This window comes from Mesorhizobium sp. M0478, assembly GCF_040321305.1.
In the GTDB taxonomy this organism is placed as follows: domain Bacteria; phylum Pseudomonadota; class Alphaproteobacteria; order Rhizobiales; family Rhizobiaceae; genus Mesorhizobium.
Genome location: NZ_JAMYRH010000009.1, coordinates 184,228 through 201,489, shown reverse-complemented (window position 1 = coordinate 201,489; position 17,262 = coordinate 184,228). Strand labels below are relative to the sequence as shown.

At 62.6% G+C, this 17,262-nt stretch carries 17 protein-coding genes; 7 read left to right on the top strand and 10 right to left on the bottom strand.

Features of this window, described 5'->3' with window-relative positions; translation table 11 throughout:
• Window positions 1-68 precede the first annotated feature (68 nt).
• Window positions 69-872, top strand: a complete 804-nt coding sequence (locus NKI64_RS21845) for an amino acid ABC transporter ATP-binding protein (protein WP_023671483.1) — start codon at window positions 69-71, stop codon at window positions 870-872.
• Between the two features lie 116 nt (window positions 873-988).
• On the top strand, window positions 989-1,654 hold the full coding sequence (locus NKI64_RS21840; protein ID WP_352669921.1) for a TIGR02117 family protein: 666 nt from the start codon (window positions 989-991) through the stop codon (window positions 1,652-1,654).
• 223 nt (window positions 1,655-1,877) lie between these two features.
• Here the strand turns inward: NKI64_RS21840 and NKI64_RS21835 are convergent, their stop codons facing one another.
• Window positions 1,878-3,116: an FAD-dependent monooxygenase gene (locus NKI64_RS21835; RefSeq protein ID WP_352669918.1), complete on the bottom strand. Its 1,239-nt coding sequence runs from the start codon at window positions 3,114-3,116 to the stop codon at window positions 1,878-1,880.
• A 19-nt stretch (window positions 3,117-3,135) separates the two neighbouring features.
• Window positions 3,136-3,381 carry a zinc-finger domain-containing protein gene (locus tag NKI64_RS21830; protein WP_023705697.1) on the bottom strand — a complete coding sequence of 82 codons (246 nt, stop codon included), beginning with the start codon at window positions 3,379-3,381 and terminating at the stop codon, window positions 3,136-3,138.
• Between the two features lie 233 nt (window positions 3,382-3,614).
• Between NKI64_RS21830 and NKI64_RS21825 the strand changes: the two genes are divergently transcribed.
• Both NKI64_RS21825 and ppx read left to right on the top strand, forming a co-directional pair.
• Window positions 3,615-5,807: an RNA degradosome polyphosphate kinase gene (locus tag NKI64_RS21825; RefSeq protein ID WP_023700662.1), complete on the top strand. Its 2,193-nt coding sequence runs from the start codon at window positions 3,615-3,617 to the stop codon at window positions 5,805-5,807.
• The gene (gene ppx / locus NKI64_RS21820) at window positions 5,807-7,339 is read left to right on the top strand and encodes an exopolyphosphatase (RefSeq protein WP_023697723.1); all 1,533 of its coding nucleotides are present in this window, start codon (window positions 5,807-5,809) and stop codon (window positions 7,337-7,339) included. The genes NKI64_RS21825 and ppx overlap by 1 nt, the downstream gene beginning before the upstream one ends.
• Window positions 7,340-7,600: 261 nt before the next feature.
• Here the strand turns inward: ppx and NKI64_RS21815 are convergent, their stop codons facing one another.
• The 6 genes from NKI64_RS21815 to NKI64_RS21790 form a co-directional block, all read right to left on the bottom strand.
• The gene (locus NKI64_RS21815) at window positions 7,601-8,008 is read right to left on the bottom strand and encodes a DoxX family protein (protein ID WP_023712732.1); all 408 of its coding nucleotides are present in this window, start codon (window positions 8,006-8,008) and stop codon (window positions 7,601-7,603) included.
• A gap of 138 nt (window positions 8,009-8,146) precedes the next feature.
• On the bottom strand, window positions 8,147-8,569 hold the full coding sequence (locus NKI64_RS21810) for a DoxX family protein (protein ID WP_023694684.1): 423 nt from the start codon (window positions 8,567-8,569) through the stop codon (window positions 8,147-8,149).
• A 254-nt stretch (window positions 8,570-8,823) separates the two neighbouring features.
• Window positions 8,824-10,221: a class II fumarate hydratase gene (gene fumC, locus NKI64_RS21805; RefSeq protein WP_023712733.1), complete on the bottom strand. Its 1,398-nt coding sequence runs from the start codon at window positions 10,219-10,221 to the stop codon at window positions 8,824-8,826.
• 585 nt (window positions 10,222-10,806) lie between these two features.
• On the bottom strand, window positions 10,807-11,892 hold the full coding sequence (locus NKI64_RS21800) for a glycosyltransferase family 10 domain-containing protein (protein WP_245260232.1): 1,086 nt from the start codon (window positions 11,890-11,892) through the stop codon (window positions 10,807-10,809).
• A 4-nt stretch (window positions 11,893-11,896) separates the two neighbouring features.
• The gene (locus tag NKI64_RS21795) at window positions 11,897-12,658 is read right to left on the bottom strand and encodes an SDR family NAD(P)-dependent oxidoreductase (RefSeq protein ID WP_023697718.1); all 762 of its coding nucleotides are present in this window, start codon (window positions 12,656-12,658) and stop codon (window positions 11,897-11,899) included.
• A gap of 128 nt (window positions 12,659-12,786) precedes the next feature.
• Window positions 12,787-13,548 carry an NIPSNAP family protein gene (locus tag NKI64_RS21790; protein ID WP_031204161.1) on the bottom strand — a complete coding sequence of 254 codons (762 nt, stop codon included), beginning with the start codon at window positions 13,546-13,548 and terminating at the stop codon, window positions 12,787-12,789.
• Between the two features lie 85 nt (window positions 13,549-13,633).
• Between NKI64_RS21790 and NKI64_RS21785 the strand changes: the two genes are divergently transcribed.
• Window positions 13,634-14,320 (top strand): TetR/AcrR family transcriptional regulator, encoded by a 687-nt coding sequence (locus NKI64_RS21785; RefSeq protein ID WP_023755902.1) that lies wholly within the window; start codon window positions 13,634-13,636, stop codon window positions 14,318-14,320.
• 18 nt (window positions 14,321-14,338) lie between these two features.
• On the opposite strand, the gene NKI64_RS21780 is transcribed toward NKI64_RS21785, so the two are convergent.
• Window positions 14,339-14,932: a hypothetical protein gene (locus tag NKI64_RS21780; protein ID WP_023671496.1), complete on the bottom strand. Its 594-nt coding sequence runs from the start codon at window positions 14,930-14,932 to the stop codon at window positions 14,339-14,341.
• A 131-nt stretch (window positions 14,933-15,063) separates the two neighbouring features.
• On the opposite strand from NKI64_RS21780, the gene NKI64_RS21775 reads away from it, so the two are divergent.
• Entirely contained in the window at window positions 15,064-16,188 is a 1,125-nt protein-coding gene (locus NKI64_RS21775; protein WP_023700653.1) for a metallophosphoesterase, read from the top strand.
• Window positions 16,189-16,238: 50 nt separating this feature from the next.
• Here NKI64_RS21775 and NKI64_RS21770 read toward each other — a convergent pair whose 3' ends face one another.
• On the bottom strand, window positions 16,239-16,418 hold the full coding sequence (locus NKI64_RS21770; RefSeq protein WP_023694693.1) for a CsbD family protein: 180 nt from the start codon (window positions 16,416-16,418) through the stop codon (window positions 16,239-16,241).
• 171 nt (window positions 16,419-16,589) lie between these two features.
• Between NKI64_RS21770 and NKI64_RS21765 the strand changes: the two genes are divergently transcribed.
• Complete coding sequence (locus NKI64_RS21765) at window positions 16,590-17,243, top strand: glutathione S-transferase family protein (RefSeq protein WP_352520957.1); 654 nt, start codon at window positions 16,590-16,592, stop codon at window positions 17,241-17,243.
• Window positions 17,244-17,262 lie beyond the last annotated feature (19 nt).

Sequence of the window (17,262 nt, the reverse complement as noted above, 5' to 3'; positions counted from 1 at the left end):
GTGTTTAGCGGTTTTGGGACAACGACATGCATCATAGCTAAAAGACAGAACAAAAAGGGGAACCTGCCATGGTCATAGAAAACGCCGTCAGCGCCGAAGAGATCAAGGTCGATGCCAAGAAGATGCACATCTCGACCACCGATGTCGCAATCGACATCATCGGCATGCACAAATGGTATGGCGAGTTCCATGTGCTGAAGGACATCAACCTCAAGGTGATGCGCGGCGAGCGCATCGTCATCTGCGGTCCTTCGGGCTCGGGCAAGTCGACCATGATCCGCTGCATCAACCGGCTGGAAGAGCACCAGAAGGGCAAGATCATCGTCGACGGCAAGGAACTCACCAACGATCTCAAGAAGATCGACGAGGTGCGCCGCGAGGTCGGCATGGTGTTCCAGCACTTCAACCTGTTCCCGCATCTGACCATCCTGGAGAACTGCACGCTGGCGCCGATCTGGGTGCGCAAGACGCCGAAGAAGCAGGCCGAGGAAATCGCGATGCACTTCCTCAAGCGCGTCAAGATCCCCGAACAGGCCAACAAATATCCGGGCCAGCTGTCGGGCGGCCAGCAGCAGCGCGTGGCGATCGCGCGTTCGCTGTGCATGAACCCGCGCATCATGCTGTTCGATGAGCCGACCTCGGCGCTCGATCCAGAAATGATCAAGGAAGTGCTGGAGACGATGGTGGGCCTGGCCGAGGAAGGCATGACCATGCTGTGCGTCACTCACGAAATGGGCTTTGCCCGCAAGGTCGCCAACCGGGTGATCTTCATGGATCAGGGCCAGATCGTCGAACAGAACACGCCGGCCGAGTTCTTCGACCATCCGCGCCACGAGCGCACGAAGCTGTTTCTGTCGCAGATCCTGCACTGAGCATTTTCATGCGAACCAAAAGAGCCCGGCCGTAATGCGGCCGGGCTCTTTTGCTATCTGGGGTCGGGGTTGATCTTCTCCATTGAAACGCCAGGGAAACACAAGGCCGCCGCCGCATGAGAAAAGACCTGCGTTTCCTGGCCATGCTGATTATCGTGGTCGCGCTCGCTGCCACGCTCGGCACGCTGGTGCCGCGTCCGCTGTGGCCGGCGTCAGCGGCGGGTGAGGGCACGCGCCATATTCTGGTGCTGGAGAATCCGATCCACACCGACATCGCCATTCCCGTCGATGACGAGGTGCGCCGGCGCTTCCATTTCCTGGTCGCTGCCGGCATCCCTGTCGACGCCCCGGAAGTGAGCTACATCGTCTTTGGCTGGGGCGGCCGGGCCTTCTATCTGGAGACGCCGAGCTGGTCGCAGCTGAAAGCAGTGCCCGTCCTCAAGGCGCTGACACTGGACGCCTCGGTCATGCATGTCGATATCGCCGGGGCCATCGCCGAGCCGCACCCTGCTGTCACCGGTTTCGACATCGATGAGGAACGTTTTGCAGCGCTGCTCGACTATATCGACGCGAGTTTCCAGCAAGGGCCGCATGGTCCGGTCGTCATCGAGAACGCCGCCTATTCCAGCTTCGACCGCTTCTTCGAGGCGAACGGCCATTTCAACGCGCTTGTCGGCTGTAACACCTGGACAGCCGCCGGCCTGCGCACCGCCGGCCTGCGCACCGGCTGGTGGAACCCGCTGCCGGCCTCGCTGGGCTTGTCGATGCGGTTTTATAACTAGCAGTCCTTCATCGCACCGCGACAGTGTTGGATCTTTTGAAGTCAGCGGGACAGCACCCCCCTCTGGCCTGCCGGCCATCGCCCCCGCAAGGGGGGAGATCAGCCGTTTTGCCCGCGGCGCTCCTGCTGCGACGCCGGCGATTTTGGCGAAGGCGACGGCGACATCCAATCTCCCCCCTTGCGGGGGAGATGTCCGGCAGGACAGAGGGCGGTGGGAAGGATCGCTAAGTCGACGATCTAGACTGCCGAGCGTCCGCTCGCCATCCATAGAGCCAGTCGAGGTCGGCGGCGAGCTTGTCGGGCGAGCGCATGGCCAGGAACAGATTGCGGGCGATCGCCACCGGGCCGGCAGCATGCCAGGCGAGGCGGTTTACGGCCCCACGACGCGCGGCCTTGGCGACACGCGGCCGCCGAAGATTTTCCCAGATTTGAAAACTTCTGGGCAGATCGCCAGGGAAATCGGCGATAGCGTCGGCAAGCGTGATGGCATCTTCTATCGCCATTGCCGCGCCCTGTGCGGCAAACGGCGTCATCGCATGCGCAGCGTCGCCGATCAGCGCGATGCCCTGCGGGCTCGTCCACCGCTGTTGTTCGACGGTGTGGATCGGAAAGGCCGTCCATGGGCCGGCCAGTGCCACAAGCTTCGTCAGGCCCGGCGCGGTGCCGCGCAGGGCAGCCGTGAGGATCGCGGGATCGGCATGGCCCGACCAACCTTCGGCCATGCGCTCACCCTTGGTGAAGGCGGCGAGATTGAAGGCCCGGCCTTTGCTGACGGGATAGGCGACCATGTGGAAGCCTGGATGCAGGAACGTGGTGACGCAGTCGGCGGCGCCGATCGCGGCAAAGGCCTCTCCGGCCGCACCGTCGCCTGCGATTGTAGCCCGCCAGGCGAGTTCGCCCGAAAAACGGCTTTTGACGAAGTCCTCGCCTGCGAGTTGCGCCCGGACCGCCGACCAGACGCCATCGGCGCCGATCAGGAGTTTGGCGCCTGCCTCGATCTCGCGGCCGTCCACTTCGGCGGTCACGGCGACATATTGCGCGTCTTTGACGATGCCGGTCACGCGGGCGCCGGTGATGAGCTCAATCTCCGGCCGTTCAGCCATTTGCGCCAACAGCGCTGCCTGCAGATCTGCGCGGTGAGCAACGAGATAAGGCGACTGCCAGCGCGCTTCGGCGGCGTGCCCGAGCGGTACCCGCGCCAGTTCGCGCAGCGTCCCGGCGTCCTTGAGCACGACCGCTTCCGGCCGCAACGCTGCGGGCAGCAGTCGGTCGAGCACGCCGAGTTTTCCAAGAATGCGTGTTGCGTTGGGCGAAAGCTGGATGCCGGCGCCGGCCGCTTCGAGGTGCTGTGCCTGTTCGATAAGCTTTACCGGATAACCCCGTCCAGCGAAGGCAAGGGCAGCGGTCAGCCCGGCGATGCCGGCCCCGGCGATTATGACCTGCCGGGACCTGATGTCTTCCATCGGGCTTGTCGCGGAAGGATCAGGCGGCCTGGTCGATATAAAGGCAACCAGCCGGCAGCGTTTCCGTCGCCCTCAGCTTCGCCGAATAGCGGTAGAGCGTCGAGCAATACGGGCAGACCTTTTCATTGTCGTCGCCCATGTCGAGGAACACATGTGGGTGGTCGAAGGGCGGGTTGGCGCCGGTGCACATGAATTCCTTGACGCCGATGTCGATTGCCGGATGGCCCGCATCGTTCTGGAAATGGGGAATGGAACCGCCTGCCATCGTCGTCTCCTTGATCTCGTCGAAAAGCATCTGGAACATAACAGGCCTGTTTGCAAGATCGATGAAATGAAACTGTCGCAAAAGCCTGTCAGAGGATACGTTGAGCCGGTTAAGTGCATGTCCCTGAAATCGGAACGGTTTTCGCCGAAGGGTCATGCGTCACAAAAGCGTGTTAGAGGCATGGCACGTCCAACGGCGCTCCAAGGGACGGTTGGCGGGGAAGAGCAGGAACCATGAACGAACTGAAGCCGGTGCAGAGCGAATTCATCAATGTCGAGGTGGCGAGCCCCGAGGGCGGCAACCCCGATCGGTTCGTCAACCGTGAGTTCTCCTGGCTGCAGTTCAACCGGCGTGTGCTCGAGGAATCGCAGAACGAGCACCATCCGCTGCTCGAACGCGTCCGTTTCCTGTCGATTTCGGCCGCCAATCTCGACGAATTCTTCATGGTCCGCGTCGCCGGCCTTGCCGGCCAGGTGCGCGAAGGCATTGCGCTCAAGAGCCCCGACGGCCGCACGCCGGAGCAGCAGCTGGAACAATTGCTGCGCGAGGTCGAGCGGCTGCAGGAGGACCAGCAGAACAGCCTTTCGGCGCTGATGCTGCTGCTCAATAAGGAAGGCATTGAGAGCATCACCCGCGACGCACTGACCAAGGATGAGAAAGTCTGGCTGGAAGACCATTTCCAGGACCAGGTTTTCCCGGTGCTGACTCCACTGTCGATCGACCCGGCGCATCCGTTTCCGTTCATTCCCAATCTCGGCTTCTCGATGGCGCTGCAATTGCGCCATCGCAAGAATGGCGAGGAGATGAGCGCGCTTCTGCGCCTGCCGGTGGCGCTGAAGCGCTTCATCCGTCTTCCCGACCGCAAGCAGCACGTTCGCTTCATTCCGCTGGAGGAGGCTGTCGGCCTCTATATCGGCAAGCTGTTCCCCGGCTATGAGGTCAAGGGTTCCGGCACCTTCCGCATCATCCGGGACAGCGATATCGAGGTCGAGGAAGAGTCGGAAGATCTCGTGCGCCTGTTCGAGACGGCGCTGAAGCGGCGCCGCCGCGGTTCGGTCATCCGCATCGAATTCGACAAGTCGATGCCCGGTGAATTGCGCGAGTTCGTCGCCGGCGAGCTTGGCGTCTCTTCGAGCCGCATCAGCGTTCTGACCGGCCCGCTGGCGCTCAGCCAGATTTCCGAGATCGTCGCCGTGCCGCGCGACGACCTGAAGTTCACCCCCTACAATCCGCGCTTTCCCGAGCGCATCCGCGAGCATGGCGGCGATTGTTTCGCGGCCATCCGCGAGAAGGACATCGTCGTCCACCACCCCTATGAATCCTTCGACGTGGTGGTCCAGTTCCTGCGCCAGGCAATGGCCGACCCGGAGGTGGTGGCAATCAAGCAGACGCTCTACCGCACCTCCAACGACAGCCCGATCGTGCGCGCCTTGGTCGACGCGGCCGAGGCCGGCAAGTCGGTGACCGCCCTGGTCGAGCTCAAGGCGCGCTTCGACGAGGAAGCCAACATCCGCTGGGCGCGCGACCTCGAACGCGCCGGCGTCCAGGTCGTGTTCGGCTTCCTCGAACTGAAAACCCATGCGAAAATGTCGCTCGTGGTGCGGCGTGAGGACGGCAAGCTGCGCAACTATGTACATCTCGGCACCGGCAACTACCATCCGGTGACCGCGCGCATCTACACCGACCTGTCCTTCTTCACCACCGATCCGACGATCGCGCGCGATGTCGCCCAGCTGTTCAACTTCATCACCGGCTACGCCGAGCCGACCGATGAGATGCGGATCGCCATCTCGCCGTTTACGCTGCGCAGCCGTATCCTCAAGCACATTGCCGACGAGGTCGCCTACGCGCTGGCTGGCCGTCCGGCGCGCATCTGGATGAAGATGAACGCGCTCGTCGATCCCAACATCATCGACGCGCTCTATGACGCCAGCCGTGCCGGCGTTGAGATCGATCTCGTCGTGCGGGGCATCTGCTGCCTGCGGCCGCAGGTGCCCGGCCTGTCGGAAAACATCAGGGTCAAGTCGATCGTCGGCCGCTTCCTCGAACACAGCCGCATCTACTGCTTCGGCAACGGCCATGGCCTGCCGTCGGACGAGGCGATCGTCTACATCGCCTCGGCCGACTTGATGCCACGCAATCTCGACCGCCGCGTCGAGACTATGGTGCCGATCACTAATCCGACGGTGCATGAACAAATCCTTGGCCAGATCATGCTGGGCAACATCATGGACAACCAGCAAAGTTTCGACGTATTGGCTGACGGAACCTCCCGGCGCGTCGTGCTGGAGGAGGGTGAGGAACCGTTCAACGCGCAGGAATATTTCATGACCAATCCGAGCCTGTCGGGACGGGGTGACGCGCTGAAGTCGCATGCGCCCAAGCGCATCGCGCAGTTCAAGCGTCGCAAGAAGAACACCGGCTGATGATTTCAACGTCCCAAGGCCGGCTGCAGGATCGCCGGCCGCTGTCCATCATCGACATCGGCTCGAACTCGATCCGCCTTGTCGTCTATGAAGGGCTGGCGCGCTCGCCTACCTTGCTGTTTAACGAAAAGATGCTGGCCGGTCTCGGCCGCGGCATCGTTTCGACCGGCAAGCTCGATCCCGAGGCGGTGACGCGCTCGATGGAGGAGTTCCGCCGTTTCCGCGCGCTCTCCGACCAGGCGGGTGCGGAGCACATGTTTGTGCTGGCAACGGCCGCGGCCCGCGAAGCGATCAACGGACCCGACTTCATCCACCGCGCCCAGGATGTGCTCAAGACCGAGATCCGCGTGCTCACTGGCCGGCAGGAGGCGCATTATTCAGCGCTTGGCGTCATTTCGGGCTTCCACCCCGCCAATGGCATTGCCGGCGATCTTGGCGGCGGCAGCCTGGAGCTTATCGACATCAATGGCGAGGCGATCGGCGACGGCATCACGCTGCCGCTGGGTGGCCTGCGGCTGCAGGACATGGCCAGGAATTCGCTCGCCCAGGCGGCAAAGATCACCCGCGACGAACTGGCGCGCGCCAAATTGTTGAAGGGCGGGCTGGGACGGCCCTTTTACGCCGTTGGCGGCACCTGGCGAAACCTTGCCCGGCTGCACATGGAAATGACCAACTACCCGCTTGGCGTCATGCACCACTATGAGATCGGTGTCGAAAGCGCCGCCAATTTCCTGAAGCAGGTGGCGAAAGGCGAGATCGAGAAGGTCAAGGGCATCGAAGGTGTGTCGAAGAACCGCCGTTCGCTGCTGCCCTATGGCGCGGTCGTGCTGCAGGAGATCATGGCGGCGATGCAGCCGTCGAAGATCATCGTCTCGGCATTGGGCGTGCGCGAAGGGTTTCTCTATTCGCTGCTCGACCCTGCCGAGCAGAAGGCCGATCCGCTGGTCTCCGCTTCGGAGGAACTGGCGCGACTGCGGTCGCGCTCGGTCACCCATGCGCATGAGCTTGTCGAATGGACGGACAAGACCTTTGCCGCCTTCGGCATCGACGAGACGGAGGATGAGGCGCGCTATCGCCACGCTGCCTGTCTGCTGGCCGATATAGGCTGGCGCGCACACCCGGAATATCGCGGCAAGCAGTCGCTCAACATCATTGCCCACGCCTCCTTCATTGGCGTCGATCACCCCGGCCGTGCCTTCCTGGCGCTGGTCGGCCTGTTCCGCCACGAAGGCGTGTTCAACGATGCGGCGCCGGAAATCCGCGGCCTGGCGACGCCGCGCTATCTCGAGCGCGCCCGCATCCTGGCGGCGGTGCTGCGCGTCGTCTATCTGCTGACTGCGGCCATGCCCGGCGTCATGCCGCGGCTGAAATGGGAAAACCGCGGCAATGGCACGTTGGCGCTGGTGCTGCCGGCCTCACTTTCCGATCTTTACGGCGAACGCCCGGCCGGACGGCTGGCGCAACTGGCGCGGATCACCAACCGCCGGCTGGTGCTGGCGGTCGAGGGTGGGCAGAGCGTGTCGGTGAAGTAGGCGCGGCCTGACAGCAAAACCATGTCGTCGTCGAACTCGCGTTCGAGGACCGGCTTCCTCAGTCCGTCGCTGCTTCGCAGCGCCACCTTCCCCTCCGGAGGGAAAGGAAGGGAGCCTCGTTGGAAAGCGTTGGCGGCAATAGGCTCGCGCCCTTCCTCTACCCCGTCGATCGGGGGAGAGGTGGCTCGGCGAAGCCGAGACGGAGTGGGGGTCGACCTGCCTCGGGCATCGATGGTTCAACCGGGACGATATTTGACGATATCAGACCGCGGCGCGGCGCCCGTCGATCGACCAGGCCCCGGCGCCGGCCATGGCTAGCGCCAGGAATCCACCGGCGATAGCAATATCCTTCATCAGCATCTGCTGGTGCAGGAAGGTGAGCATCGGGTCATCGCCGCCCTGGCCGTAGTGGCCGATGGAGCCCGCAACGATGCAGAAAGCGGCAAGAAGTATCGCAACGACCGGCGTCTGAAAGCCGACCAGTATCAAGAGACCGGCAATCAACTCGAACAGCCCGGTGCCCCAGGCGGCAAGCGTCGGCAATGGCATGCCGAGGCCGGCGAAATAGCCGGTCGTCCCGGCAATGTCGGCGAGCGCGTGGTAGCCGGAGGGAACGAGCAGGGCGGCGAGCAGCAGCCGGGAAATCAGAAGCAATGCATCGCGGGGCATGGTGATCTCCGTTGTCTGTCCGCCGGCTGTTTCGAGACCGATCCTAGCAGGGATGGGACGAGCGTGCGCTTGGGCAGACAACGAAAAAGCGGCGTGGAAAATTCCACGCCGCTTTTTTCAGGCTTGGGAAGGGAAAGCTCAGCCGCGCTTGGCATCGATCGAGTAGGCGCCAGGGCCCGAGGAAGCCAGCAGCAGGAAACCGCCGGTGATGGCGACGTTCTTCAGGAAATGGATCATCTGGTTCTGGTCGGCCCAGCCGGTATGGGCGACAAAGGCCGAGGCGATGGTGAAGACCGCGAGCACCCAGGCGGCGATGCGGGTCTGAAAGCCAACGAGCACGGCAAGGCCGCCGAGCAATTCGATCAGGCCGACGACAATGGCCGTTACGGTCGGCACCGGCAGGCCCATGGCGCCGAAATAGCCGGCGGTGCCCGAAATGGCGGTGAGCTTGCCGAAGCCGGAAAGCAGGAAGATGGCGGCGAGCAGGATGCGGCCGAGCAGGATGGTGGTGGAACTGTTGGACGCGATGCCGGCGCCGGCAGCGGAAGTGTTGATGGACATGGTGGCTCTCCGAAAAGGGTTGATGTCCCGTCAGATAGACCAAGCCGACTGTTCACCAAAGCCGCCAGTCCGGCGACACATTGTTCACAGGACGTACATTTCGGGATCGTTCGACCGACGCAAAATTCTTGTCGCGGCCAGCAGCGGCGGGAGCAAATTGTCCCGCCACAAATTCGGATTTCTAGTTGACGCAATCCCCAAGAAGAGGGCTGCGCGCTTCCCGAGGAAACGCAAGGCACTTTCCCTGGAATGGCTTAACCCGGATGCGTCATGTCCTCCGGCCGCACCAGCCGGTCGTAGTCTGCCTCGCTGACCAGCCCGGTGGCCAGTGCTTCCTCGCGCAAGGTGGTGCCCTTCTTGTGCGCGGTCTTGGCGATCTTGGCGGCATTGTCGTACCCGATCGTCGGCGCCAGCGCGGTCACCAGCATCAGCGAGCGGTCGAGCGCGGCTTTGATGTTGTCTTCGCGAGCCTCGATGCCGACGACGCAATTGTCGGTGAAGGAGATCGAGGCGTCGGCCAACAACTGCACCGACTGCAGGAAGTTGTAGGCCATCAGCGGGTTGTAGACGTTGAGCTCGAAATGGCCCTGGCTGCCGGCGAAGGTCAGCGAGGCGTTGTTGCCGAACACCTGCACGCAGACCTGCGTCAGAGCCTCGCATTGGGTCGGGTTGACCTTGCCCGGCATGATCGAGGAACCCGGCTCGTTTTCCGGCAGCGACAGTTCGCCGAGGCCCGAGCGCGGGCCGGAGCCGAGGAAGCGGATGTCGTTGGCGATCTTGAAGAGGGCGGCGGCCGCCGCGTTGATGGCGCCATGCGAGAACACCATGGAATCGTGCGCGGCGAGCGCCTCGAACTTGTTCGGCGCGGTGACGAAGGCAATGCCGGTAATGTCGGCGATGCGCGCCGCCACCTTTTCCGCAAAGCCGACCGGCGCGTTGAGGCCGGTGCCGACGGCGGTGCCGCCCTGCGCCAGTTCCTGCAGGCCGGGCAGCGTCATCTCGATGCGCTTGATCGAAGAGGCCACCTGCGCGGCGTAGCCGGAAAATTCCTGGCCCAGCGTGAGGGGTGTCGCGTCCTGCGTATGGGTGCGGCCGATCTTGATGATGTGGGCGAAGGCCTTCGTCTTGACCTCGAGCGCAGCGTGCAGATGCTTCAGCGCCGGCAGCAGATCGTGCACGATGCGCTCGGCGCACGCGATGTGCATGGCTGTCGGGTAGGTGTCGTTCGACGACTGGCTCATATTGACGTGGTCGTTAGGGTGCACCGGCTTCTTCGAGCCCATGACGCCGCCCAGAAGTTCGATGGCCCGGTTGGAGATCACCTCGTTGGCGTTCATGTTGGACTGCGTGCCCGAGCCGGTCTGCCAGACGACCAGCGGGAAATGATCGTTCAGCTTGCCGTCGATCACCTCTTGCGCCGCCTCGATGATCGCCTTGCCGACTGCCGGATCGAGCCGCTTCAACTCCATATTGGCTTCCGCCGCCGCTCGCTTGACGATGCCGAGCGCACGCACGATCGAGGCCGGCTGCTTTTCCCAGCCTATCCTGAAATTGCCGAGGGAACGCTGCGCCTGCGCGCCCCAGTAACGGTCGGCGGCAACCTCGATGGGGCCGAACGTGTCGGTTTCGGTTCTGGTCCTGGCAGCGGTCACTTGTCTCTCCGACGATCGAATTCGGCAACGGCGTATCGCGTTGCACAATGGCCTTCAAGCAGAGATTGCGGCCGGCAGGCAGTAAATCGGTTGAAGCAGTAGCGCCGCCCTTCGGAATCCTGCACCCTCCACTTTCGTGTGAAGGAAATTGCTCCTCAGTGCGGCTTGATCCCATAAAGTGGACGGAAACTTGCGGATTTAGCTCGATGAGATCATGTCGAGCTGGCGGATTGCTCTACGCAAACTTCCCCGAGGATCAGCAATGCGCAATTCACGTCTACCTACTCTACCTACGAGCGACGCTGCCACACAAACTACCATCCGTGCCGGCGTCTCACTGGCAACAGCAGCGATGAGGTAGCTTATGCACTTGTCCTTCTGTTCAGTTTCCGTCCAAAATCCGGCATCGCATCCGGATCGAGCTTCGGATCGCGAAGCGAGAATTTCAAGTCCACCCTGGGAGCGCCTCCACATGGCCTCGGAGTTTTCCAAGATGCATGGTGGCAAGGTCGAAGCCGTCTCGACGTCGCAAGTGACGCTCTTTGTCCTCCGTATTTTGCTGAAAGCGCGCCTGATCGCGGACCGTCAGCTCGGAACCTTTTTCCTCCAACGGCGCAGCTTTGTCCTGAGATAGGATCTATAGCCGAACGGAAGTGTTCGCCGTCCGGAAGGCGTGCTTGTCCGCGCCTCCAGACGCTGGCGCACGACGCTCATCAGTCTGCAGAACGCGGGTGTTTCCAATGATTGCACCCGTTTGACGAGATTGTCGGGCAATGGCTTTGAGCGCCAGTCGAAATAAGCCTCGTAGTCTTGCGGCGTTGCGATCAGGTGCTGGAGATAGGCTGCAAGATCGCTGGCGCTGGCGAAGGCACTGGCGTCAATAAAGGAGTGCTCCGGAACGAACTCGTCCACATTGGGAGCGCCAAGGTAGATCGGCACCGTGCCCGCCATGAACGCGTCATAGATTTTCTCGGTGACATAGTCGGCCTCGATCGAGTTCTCCATGGCCAGGCAGAATTTGTGCCGCGCAATGGTTTCGATCTTGGTCTTCGAGCCCAGATCGGGGCCAGAGACCGATCGGTTGTGGCGATATCGGCCATAAGAATCGATCTTGATGTGGCGCGCCAGTTCGTTCGCCAAATCGACACGGCCGCTATAATTCAGGCCGGCCGACTGGAAGAGTGCGACCGGCGCTTCTTCCGTTTTCGGCACGATTGGTCTGGCCAGCGCATCTTTCCACCACACCGCACGCGGAAGGTAGGGTACCCAGACATCGGACCGGGATTCATGCGTCATGATGATATCGAAGTGCCGCATGAATTTGGGGTCGGCAAGTCGCTTGTAGTTTTGGCCGCATTCCATCGACCAGGCGACCCAATATTGACCAGGGTATTTGTAGGCATCGCCAACTTCGCGAAAGTTCGGAATATGGAAGACGACTGCCGCGGCCTCGGAAATCCGTCGTTTGTCCAGTGTCCACCGCCCGGGCATTTCGCACTGTATCGACGCGATATCGACGGGTTTGCTGAAGAACGTTGTGTAGAAGAGGATCAGTGGATCGATAGACGGCATGGCACCACGAATGTCTGAAGCATTGCTCAATCTGCAGACAGACGCGGTATCGGAAGTTTGGTCAAGTGCTCCGCTTGTTCGAGGCCGAGGGCCGTCCAAACGGTCACCCCGCCGTATACCCGCCATCGATCGCGAAAATGCCGCCGCTGGTCCACGCCGCCTCGTCGCTGGCGAGATAGACGGCGATGCCGGCAAGATCGCTGGTCTGGCCGATGCGGCCGAGCGGGTAGCTGCGCTCGACATAGGTTTTCAGCTCGGCTTGCGCTGCCGCCGGCAGGTTGTCGATCGACTTGCGCCGCATGGCGGTGTCGACCGTGCCGGGCGCAATCGCATTGACCCTGATGCCGCGCGGACCAAGCTCGAAGGCCAGCGACTTGGTCAGCGAATTCAGCGCGCCCTTGGACAAGGAATACAGGCTCGACGGCCGCTTCGGGATCATCTTGTCGGCGAAGTAGGACGAGATATTGATGACGGAGGCGTTGGCGCCGAGATGCGGCAGCAGCCGCTGGGTAAGGAAGAACGCCGCCGTCACATTGAGCGCGAAGGATTGCTGGAATTGGTGCTCGGTGACGGTCTCGAAAGGCACCAGATAAGCGACGCCGGCATTGTTGACGAGGATGTCGAGCGGGCCGGTTGCTTTCGCGCGATCGACCACGGCATCGATGCCGGACGAGGTCGAGAGATCGGCCGACTGGGTGCCGACGTTGCCCGCCGCCGCAAGTGTCTCGCGGGCGGTCTCGAGCTTGCTGGTGTCGCGACCGACGATCAGCACGTCGGCGCCCTCGCGCAAGAAAGCTTCCGATATCGCCAGGCCGATGCCGTCCGAGCCGCCGGTCACCAGTGCTCGCTTGCCAGAAAGTCTCATTGAAGGCCAAGTCGCATCGAATGCTCTCGCTGTTGCCCGCGTCACGAAGGCAATGCCGATCGGCGAGGGCGGTCAAGCCGCCGGCCTATCGCTCAGTATGAACTTCGGTTGGCCGCGTGCCGATCCGGTTACCGCAGCAGCGACTGCGACGTCGGCGTCAGGCGCAAGGTTTCGGTCCGCCAGGTCACATCGGCCGCTTGCCATTGGGGCGAAGCGGCAACTGCGGCTTCGTAACTGGCATGCGCCTCGGGACTGTCGAAACCCGTCACCGCGATAAAGACGTTTTCGCTCAAGCGCACCGGCAGGCGGGGAAAGCTGTTTTCAGCGTGCTCGGTGATGAAGGCGCCAAGCAACCGTCCGCCGGCGCCGATAAGGACCGGAACGGCGTCCGTTTCGAAATTGCCGGCGAAATCGGCTTCGGCGCCAGACCGCAGATGATGAATCTGGATGACAACAACACCGGTCAAGCCATTGTCTGCGCTCAACTTTCCATCCGCCGGCATGGCGCCTCGCTGCGAGCCTGACAGATCGAAGCCGGCGCCTGGCCATGCCGGCTTCAAGAGCAGTACATCGTCGGAATCGATCATCGTCGCATTGGCGGCGTCGCGGTGCGCCGTCCACACCGGCCCGTCATAGAAGGCGGTGAGCGCCTGCTTCCGCGCTTCCATGCCACCGAAGCCGCGCAGCCAGACGAACATGTCGGGGCGGTCGAGGTCGCGGAACTGTCCGATGATGGTCATGCCGGCGTGTTCCTGGCCTTCGATGAACCGACTGTCGAAGATGTCGATCAGCGTCTCGCGCCGGCCCGGCTTCAGCGTGTACTGCCGCAACTCGACGACAGGCGAAGCGAGCAGTTTTGCCGCCGCAGGCGCATTCAGGGGTACGGTCATTGTGTCGTCTCCAAAAAACAGGATGATCATCCGGTTTATAAAACAGACCGGTTGTCCTGTTTTGTCAATCTGCTATCGTTGGCAAATGTCAGCAGAGATTGCTCGGGCTCCGAAAGGGCCGCCGCGAAAACGCACCAACGATCCCGAAGGGCTGCGCAACAAGGTGCTCGATATCGCCGAAGCGTCGTTCCAGGCGCGTGGCTATCATGCATCCGCCCTTGGCGAGCTGATGACGACCGCAGGCGTCAGCGGCGGCGCGCTGCATCATCATTTCCCGACGAAGAAGGCGCTCGCTCTGGCGGTGATCGAGGAGCGCGTGGCAGCGGCCCTCGATGAAACCTGGATCAACCCTGTACGGGCGGCAGGCTCGGCGCGCGAAGGCGTGCGCGCGGTGTTCGAGGCGGTGGCGACCGAGCTTGAGCAGCAAGGCTTCGTGCGCGGCTGTCCGCTCAACAATCTGGCGCATGAACTGTCGCTCGCTGACCCGGATTTCCGCGCCGCTCTGGACGATATCTTTGCCGGATGGCGTCAGGCGGTTGCCGACAAGGTGCGAGCCGACCAGCAGTCGGGGAGGGAGCAGGGCACCGACCCCGAGCGCTTTGCGGCACTCGCCATCGCCGCCTATTCCGGCGCCATGTCGATGGCCAAGGCGGCACAGGATGCCAGCGTGCTGCGCGATTGCCTGGCCGAACTTCAGGGTAGCTCAACGCCGCCATTCCCGAGCAGAGCGAAGCGGCGTAGCAGGATCCTGCTGCGGCCGGGAAAACCTTGAGGCCGGAACTGCGCTGTTCTAGTTGGAAAGCGGCTTGATCGTCTCGTAACCGTTCACCGATTCCGCGCTGGTCCCTTCGTCGTAGCGCCGGGCGAGGGACGCTTGCAGATCAGGCGCATAAAGCGCGGTAAATGTGTCCAGCGTTTCGCCGGCGCCGTTCTTGAAGGTCTCCGTGACCGCCAGCACGTTGTATTTGCAGCCGCCGACACTGAACGTCTCCTTGCCCTTGACGACCAGGCTCAGCGTCTTGGTGCTCTTCGGCTGCTTGTTCGGCGACAGCTCGACGAATTCGATCGTGCTCTTGGCTCCCGTCTTCAGCGGAAACAGTTTTCGCAGATCGGAAAACGGGATCGTCGCCACCCGTCCGGTATCGCTGTCGCGAAACACTTCGACCAGGCCGGCAAACAGGAACTGTGTCTGCGGCGATTGCGATTCGTAGGTGTTGGCAACGGAGACCATGCCGCCGGCCACCGGCCGAAACTCGCTGCGGACGCCGGGCATTTCCAGAACGAAGCCGGCCTTGGCCGATTTTGCGTCGACACAATCGGCGGCATGCACCGCAGCCGCCGGCAGCAACCCAGCCAGCACCACGCCTATCGAAACGGCTCTCATGAAATCCTCCCCTCTGCTTGTATTTGCTGCGCGCCAGCATGACCCAAGAAATGCCAGAGCCTCAGTGCCGTGTCGACCTGCCATTCCTGGCAACTGGACGGTGGGGCGCCGGCTGTGCTGAATTTCAGGTCATGAATCGCAAGCTCGTCCTCTCCCGTCGCAATTTCCTCGCACAGGCAGCCGGCCTTGCCATGGCTGGCATGCTGCCGCGCGCCGCGCTTGGCCAGACCGGCAAGCGCATCCAGCCCATCGACGCCACCTTTCTGTTCATCGCCGATGTCCATGCCTGCCGCATGTCGAGCGGCCTCAGCCCCAACTGCCTGGAGGAAGGCAAGACCGATGCCGCGCTGTTGCGCAATGTCGCTGTCCTCAATGGCTTGGCCGGCCGGCAATGGCCAGTCGAGATCGATGGCGTTGCAACCCGCCTGCGTTCGGCCGGCAGCCGCATCGATGCGCCGCTCGGCCTCGTTGTCGGCGGCGACATCACCGACGATGGCGGCGGCCAGATCACCGAGCCCAGCGAAGGCACGCAACTGTTGCAGTTCAGCCAGCGCTATCAACAAGGCGTCGGCCCGGACCGCGTGCACATGCCGGTCTATGTCGGCCTCGGCAACCACGATCTCGACCAGAACGGCTCGCCGCCCCATGTCGACTGGTATCGGCGTGAACTGCGCGACTATGTCGAGGTCAACCACCGCCCCGGCGTGTTCTTCAAGCCGCCGGTGCCGGCCACCGAATACGATGTCGACACCGACTGCTATTCCTGGGACTGGGGCGGCCTGCATCTCGTCCAGACCCACCGCTTTGCCGGCGACACCGGCCACGGCGCGGTGAGCAGCCTGCCGTGGCTGAAGCAGGATCTGGCGACCTACGCGGCGGATGGCCGTCCCGTCATCCTGTTCCAGCACTATGGCTGGGACACTTTCTCGGTCGAGCGCTGGGACCCGGCCAAGCGCACCTATGACGATGACGGCGCAGGCGCGCCGCACTGGTGGAGCGAGGCCGACCGCCAGGCGATGCTGGCGGCGCTGAAGGGCTACAATGTCATCGCCATCTTCCATGGCCATCAGCACGAAGTGCCTATGATCTACAAAAGCGATGGCCTCGACCTGTTCAAGCCGAAGGCTGCCTATATGGGTGGCTTCGCGCTGGTGAGGGTAACCGGGGACGGCATGGACGTGGTGCTGGGCGAGGCGGCGGGCGACCGGGGCGGGGTCAAGTTCACCAGCGCCTTCAGCAAGAGCCTCAGCCTCTGACAAGAAAAAGGCGGCCTTGAGCCGCCTTCCTCATTGCCTGCAAGATCGAATCAGAGCGCCTTTTTGATCTTGTCCTTCACGTCGCCATAGACCTTCTGCACCTTGCCGGCGGTCTTGTCGGCCGTGCCTTCGGCCTGGGTCTGCCTGTTGCCGGTCGCCTTGCCGCCGACCTCCTTGACCGAGCCCTTGACCTGCTTGGCCACGCCGGCAACCTGATCCTTGTTCACCATCTTTGCATCTCCTGGGATTCCGGGGATTCATTCGCAGGAGGCAAACGGGCCGGCTTGGCTTAGGTTCCCTGGGCGGCGATCATCGTCGCATCTGGTCGCTTATATGGTCGCCGAAACGCTTTGCCGCGTCGTATCGTGTGACTAATGTGACGAAATTTTGGGGAGACCGCCTTGGCTGTATTTACGCTCATCATCGCCAACAAGTGCTTTTCGTCCTGGTCGCTGAGGCCATGGGTGGCGATGAAGCATCTGGAGATCCCGTTCGAGGAAGGTTTCGTGCGCCTGCGCACGCCCGAGACTTTTGCCGCTCTGGCGAAAGTCTCGCCCACCGGCCTTGTGCCAGTGTTGAATCACAATGGCAGGATTGTCTGGGAAACCCTTGCCATCCTTGAATATCTGGCCGACCTGTTTCCGGAGAAAAAACTTTGGCCGCAGGATATCGGCGCCCGCGCCTTGGCTCGCTCGGTGGCGACCGAGATGCATTCCGGCTTTCGCGAGGTGCGCTATGGCTGGCCGATGAATTTGCGCCGGCCGAAGGGCCACAAGCCGCTCGACGCCGAAGGCGAAATGCAGCGCGCGCGCATCGAAACGATCTGGCGCCAGTGCCGGGAACAATACGGCAAAGGCGGCCCCTTCCTGTTCGGTCATTTCACCGCGGCCGATGCCATGTATGCACCTGTCGTCACCCGCTTCGACACCTATGGCGGCAAGCTCGCGCCCGACACGCGCGCCTACGTCGACGCCGTGTTGGCAACGCCGGCGATGCGGCACTGGTATGCGGAAGCAGCGAAGGAGACTTGGCCGGAACCCGGCCCGGACGAATAGGACCACTAATGACATCACG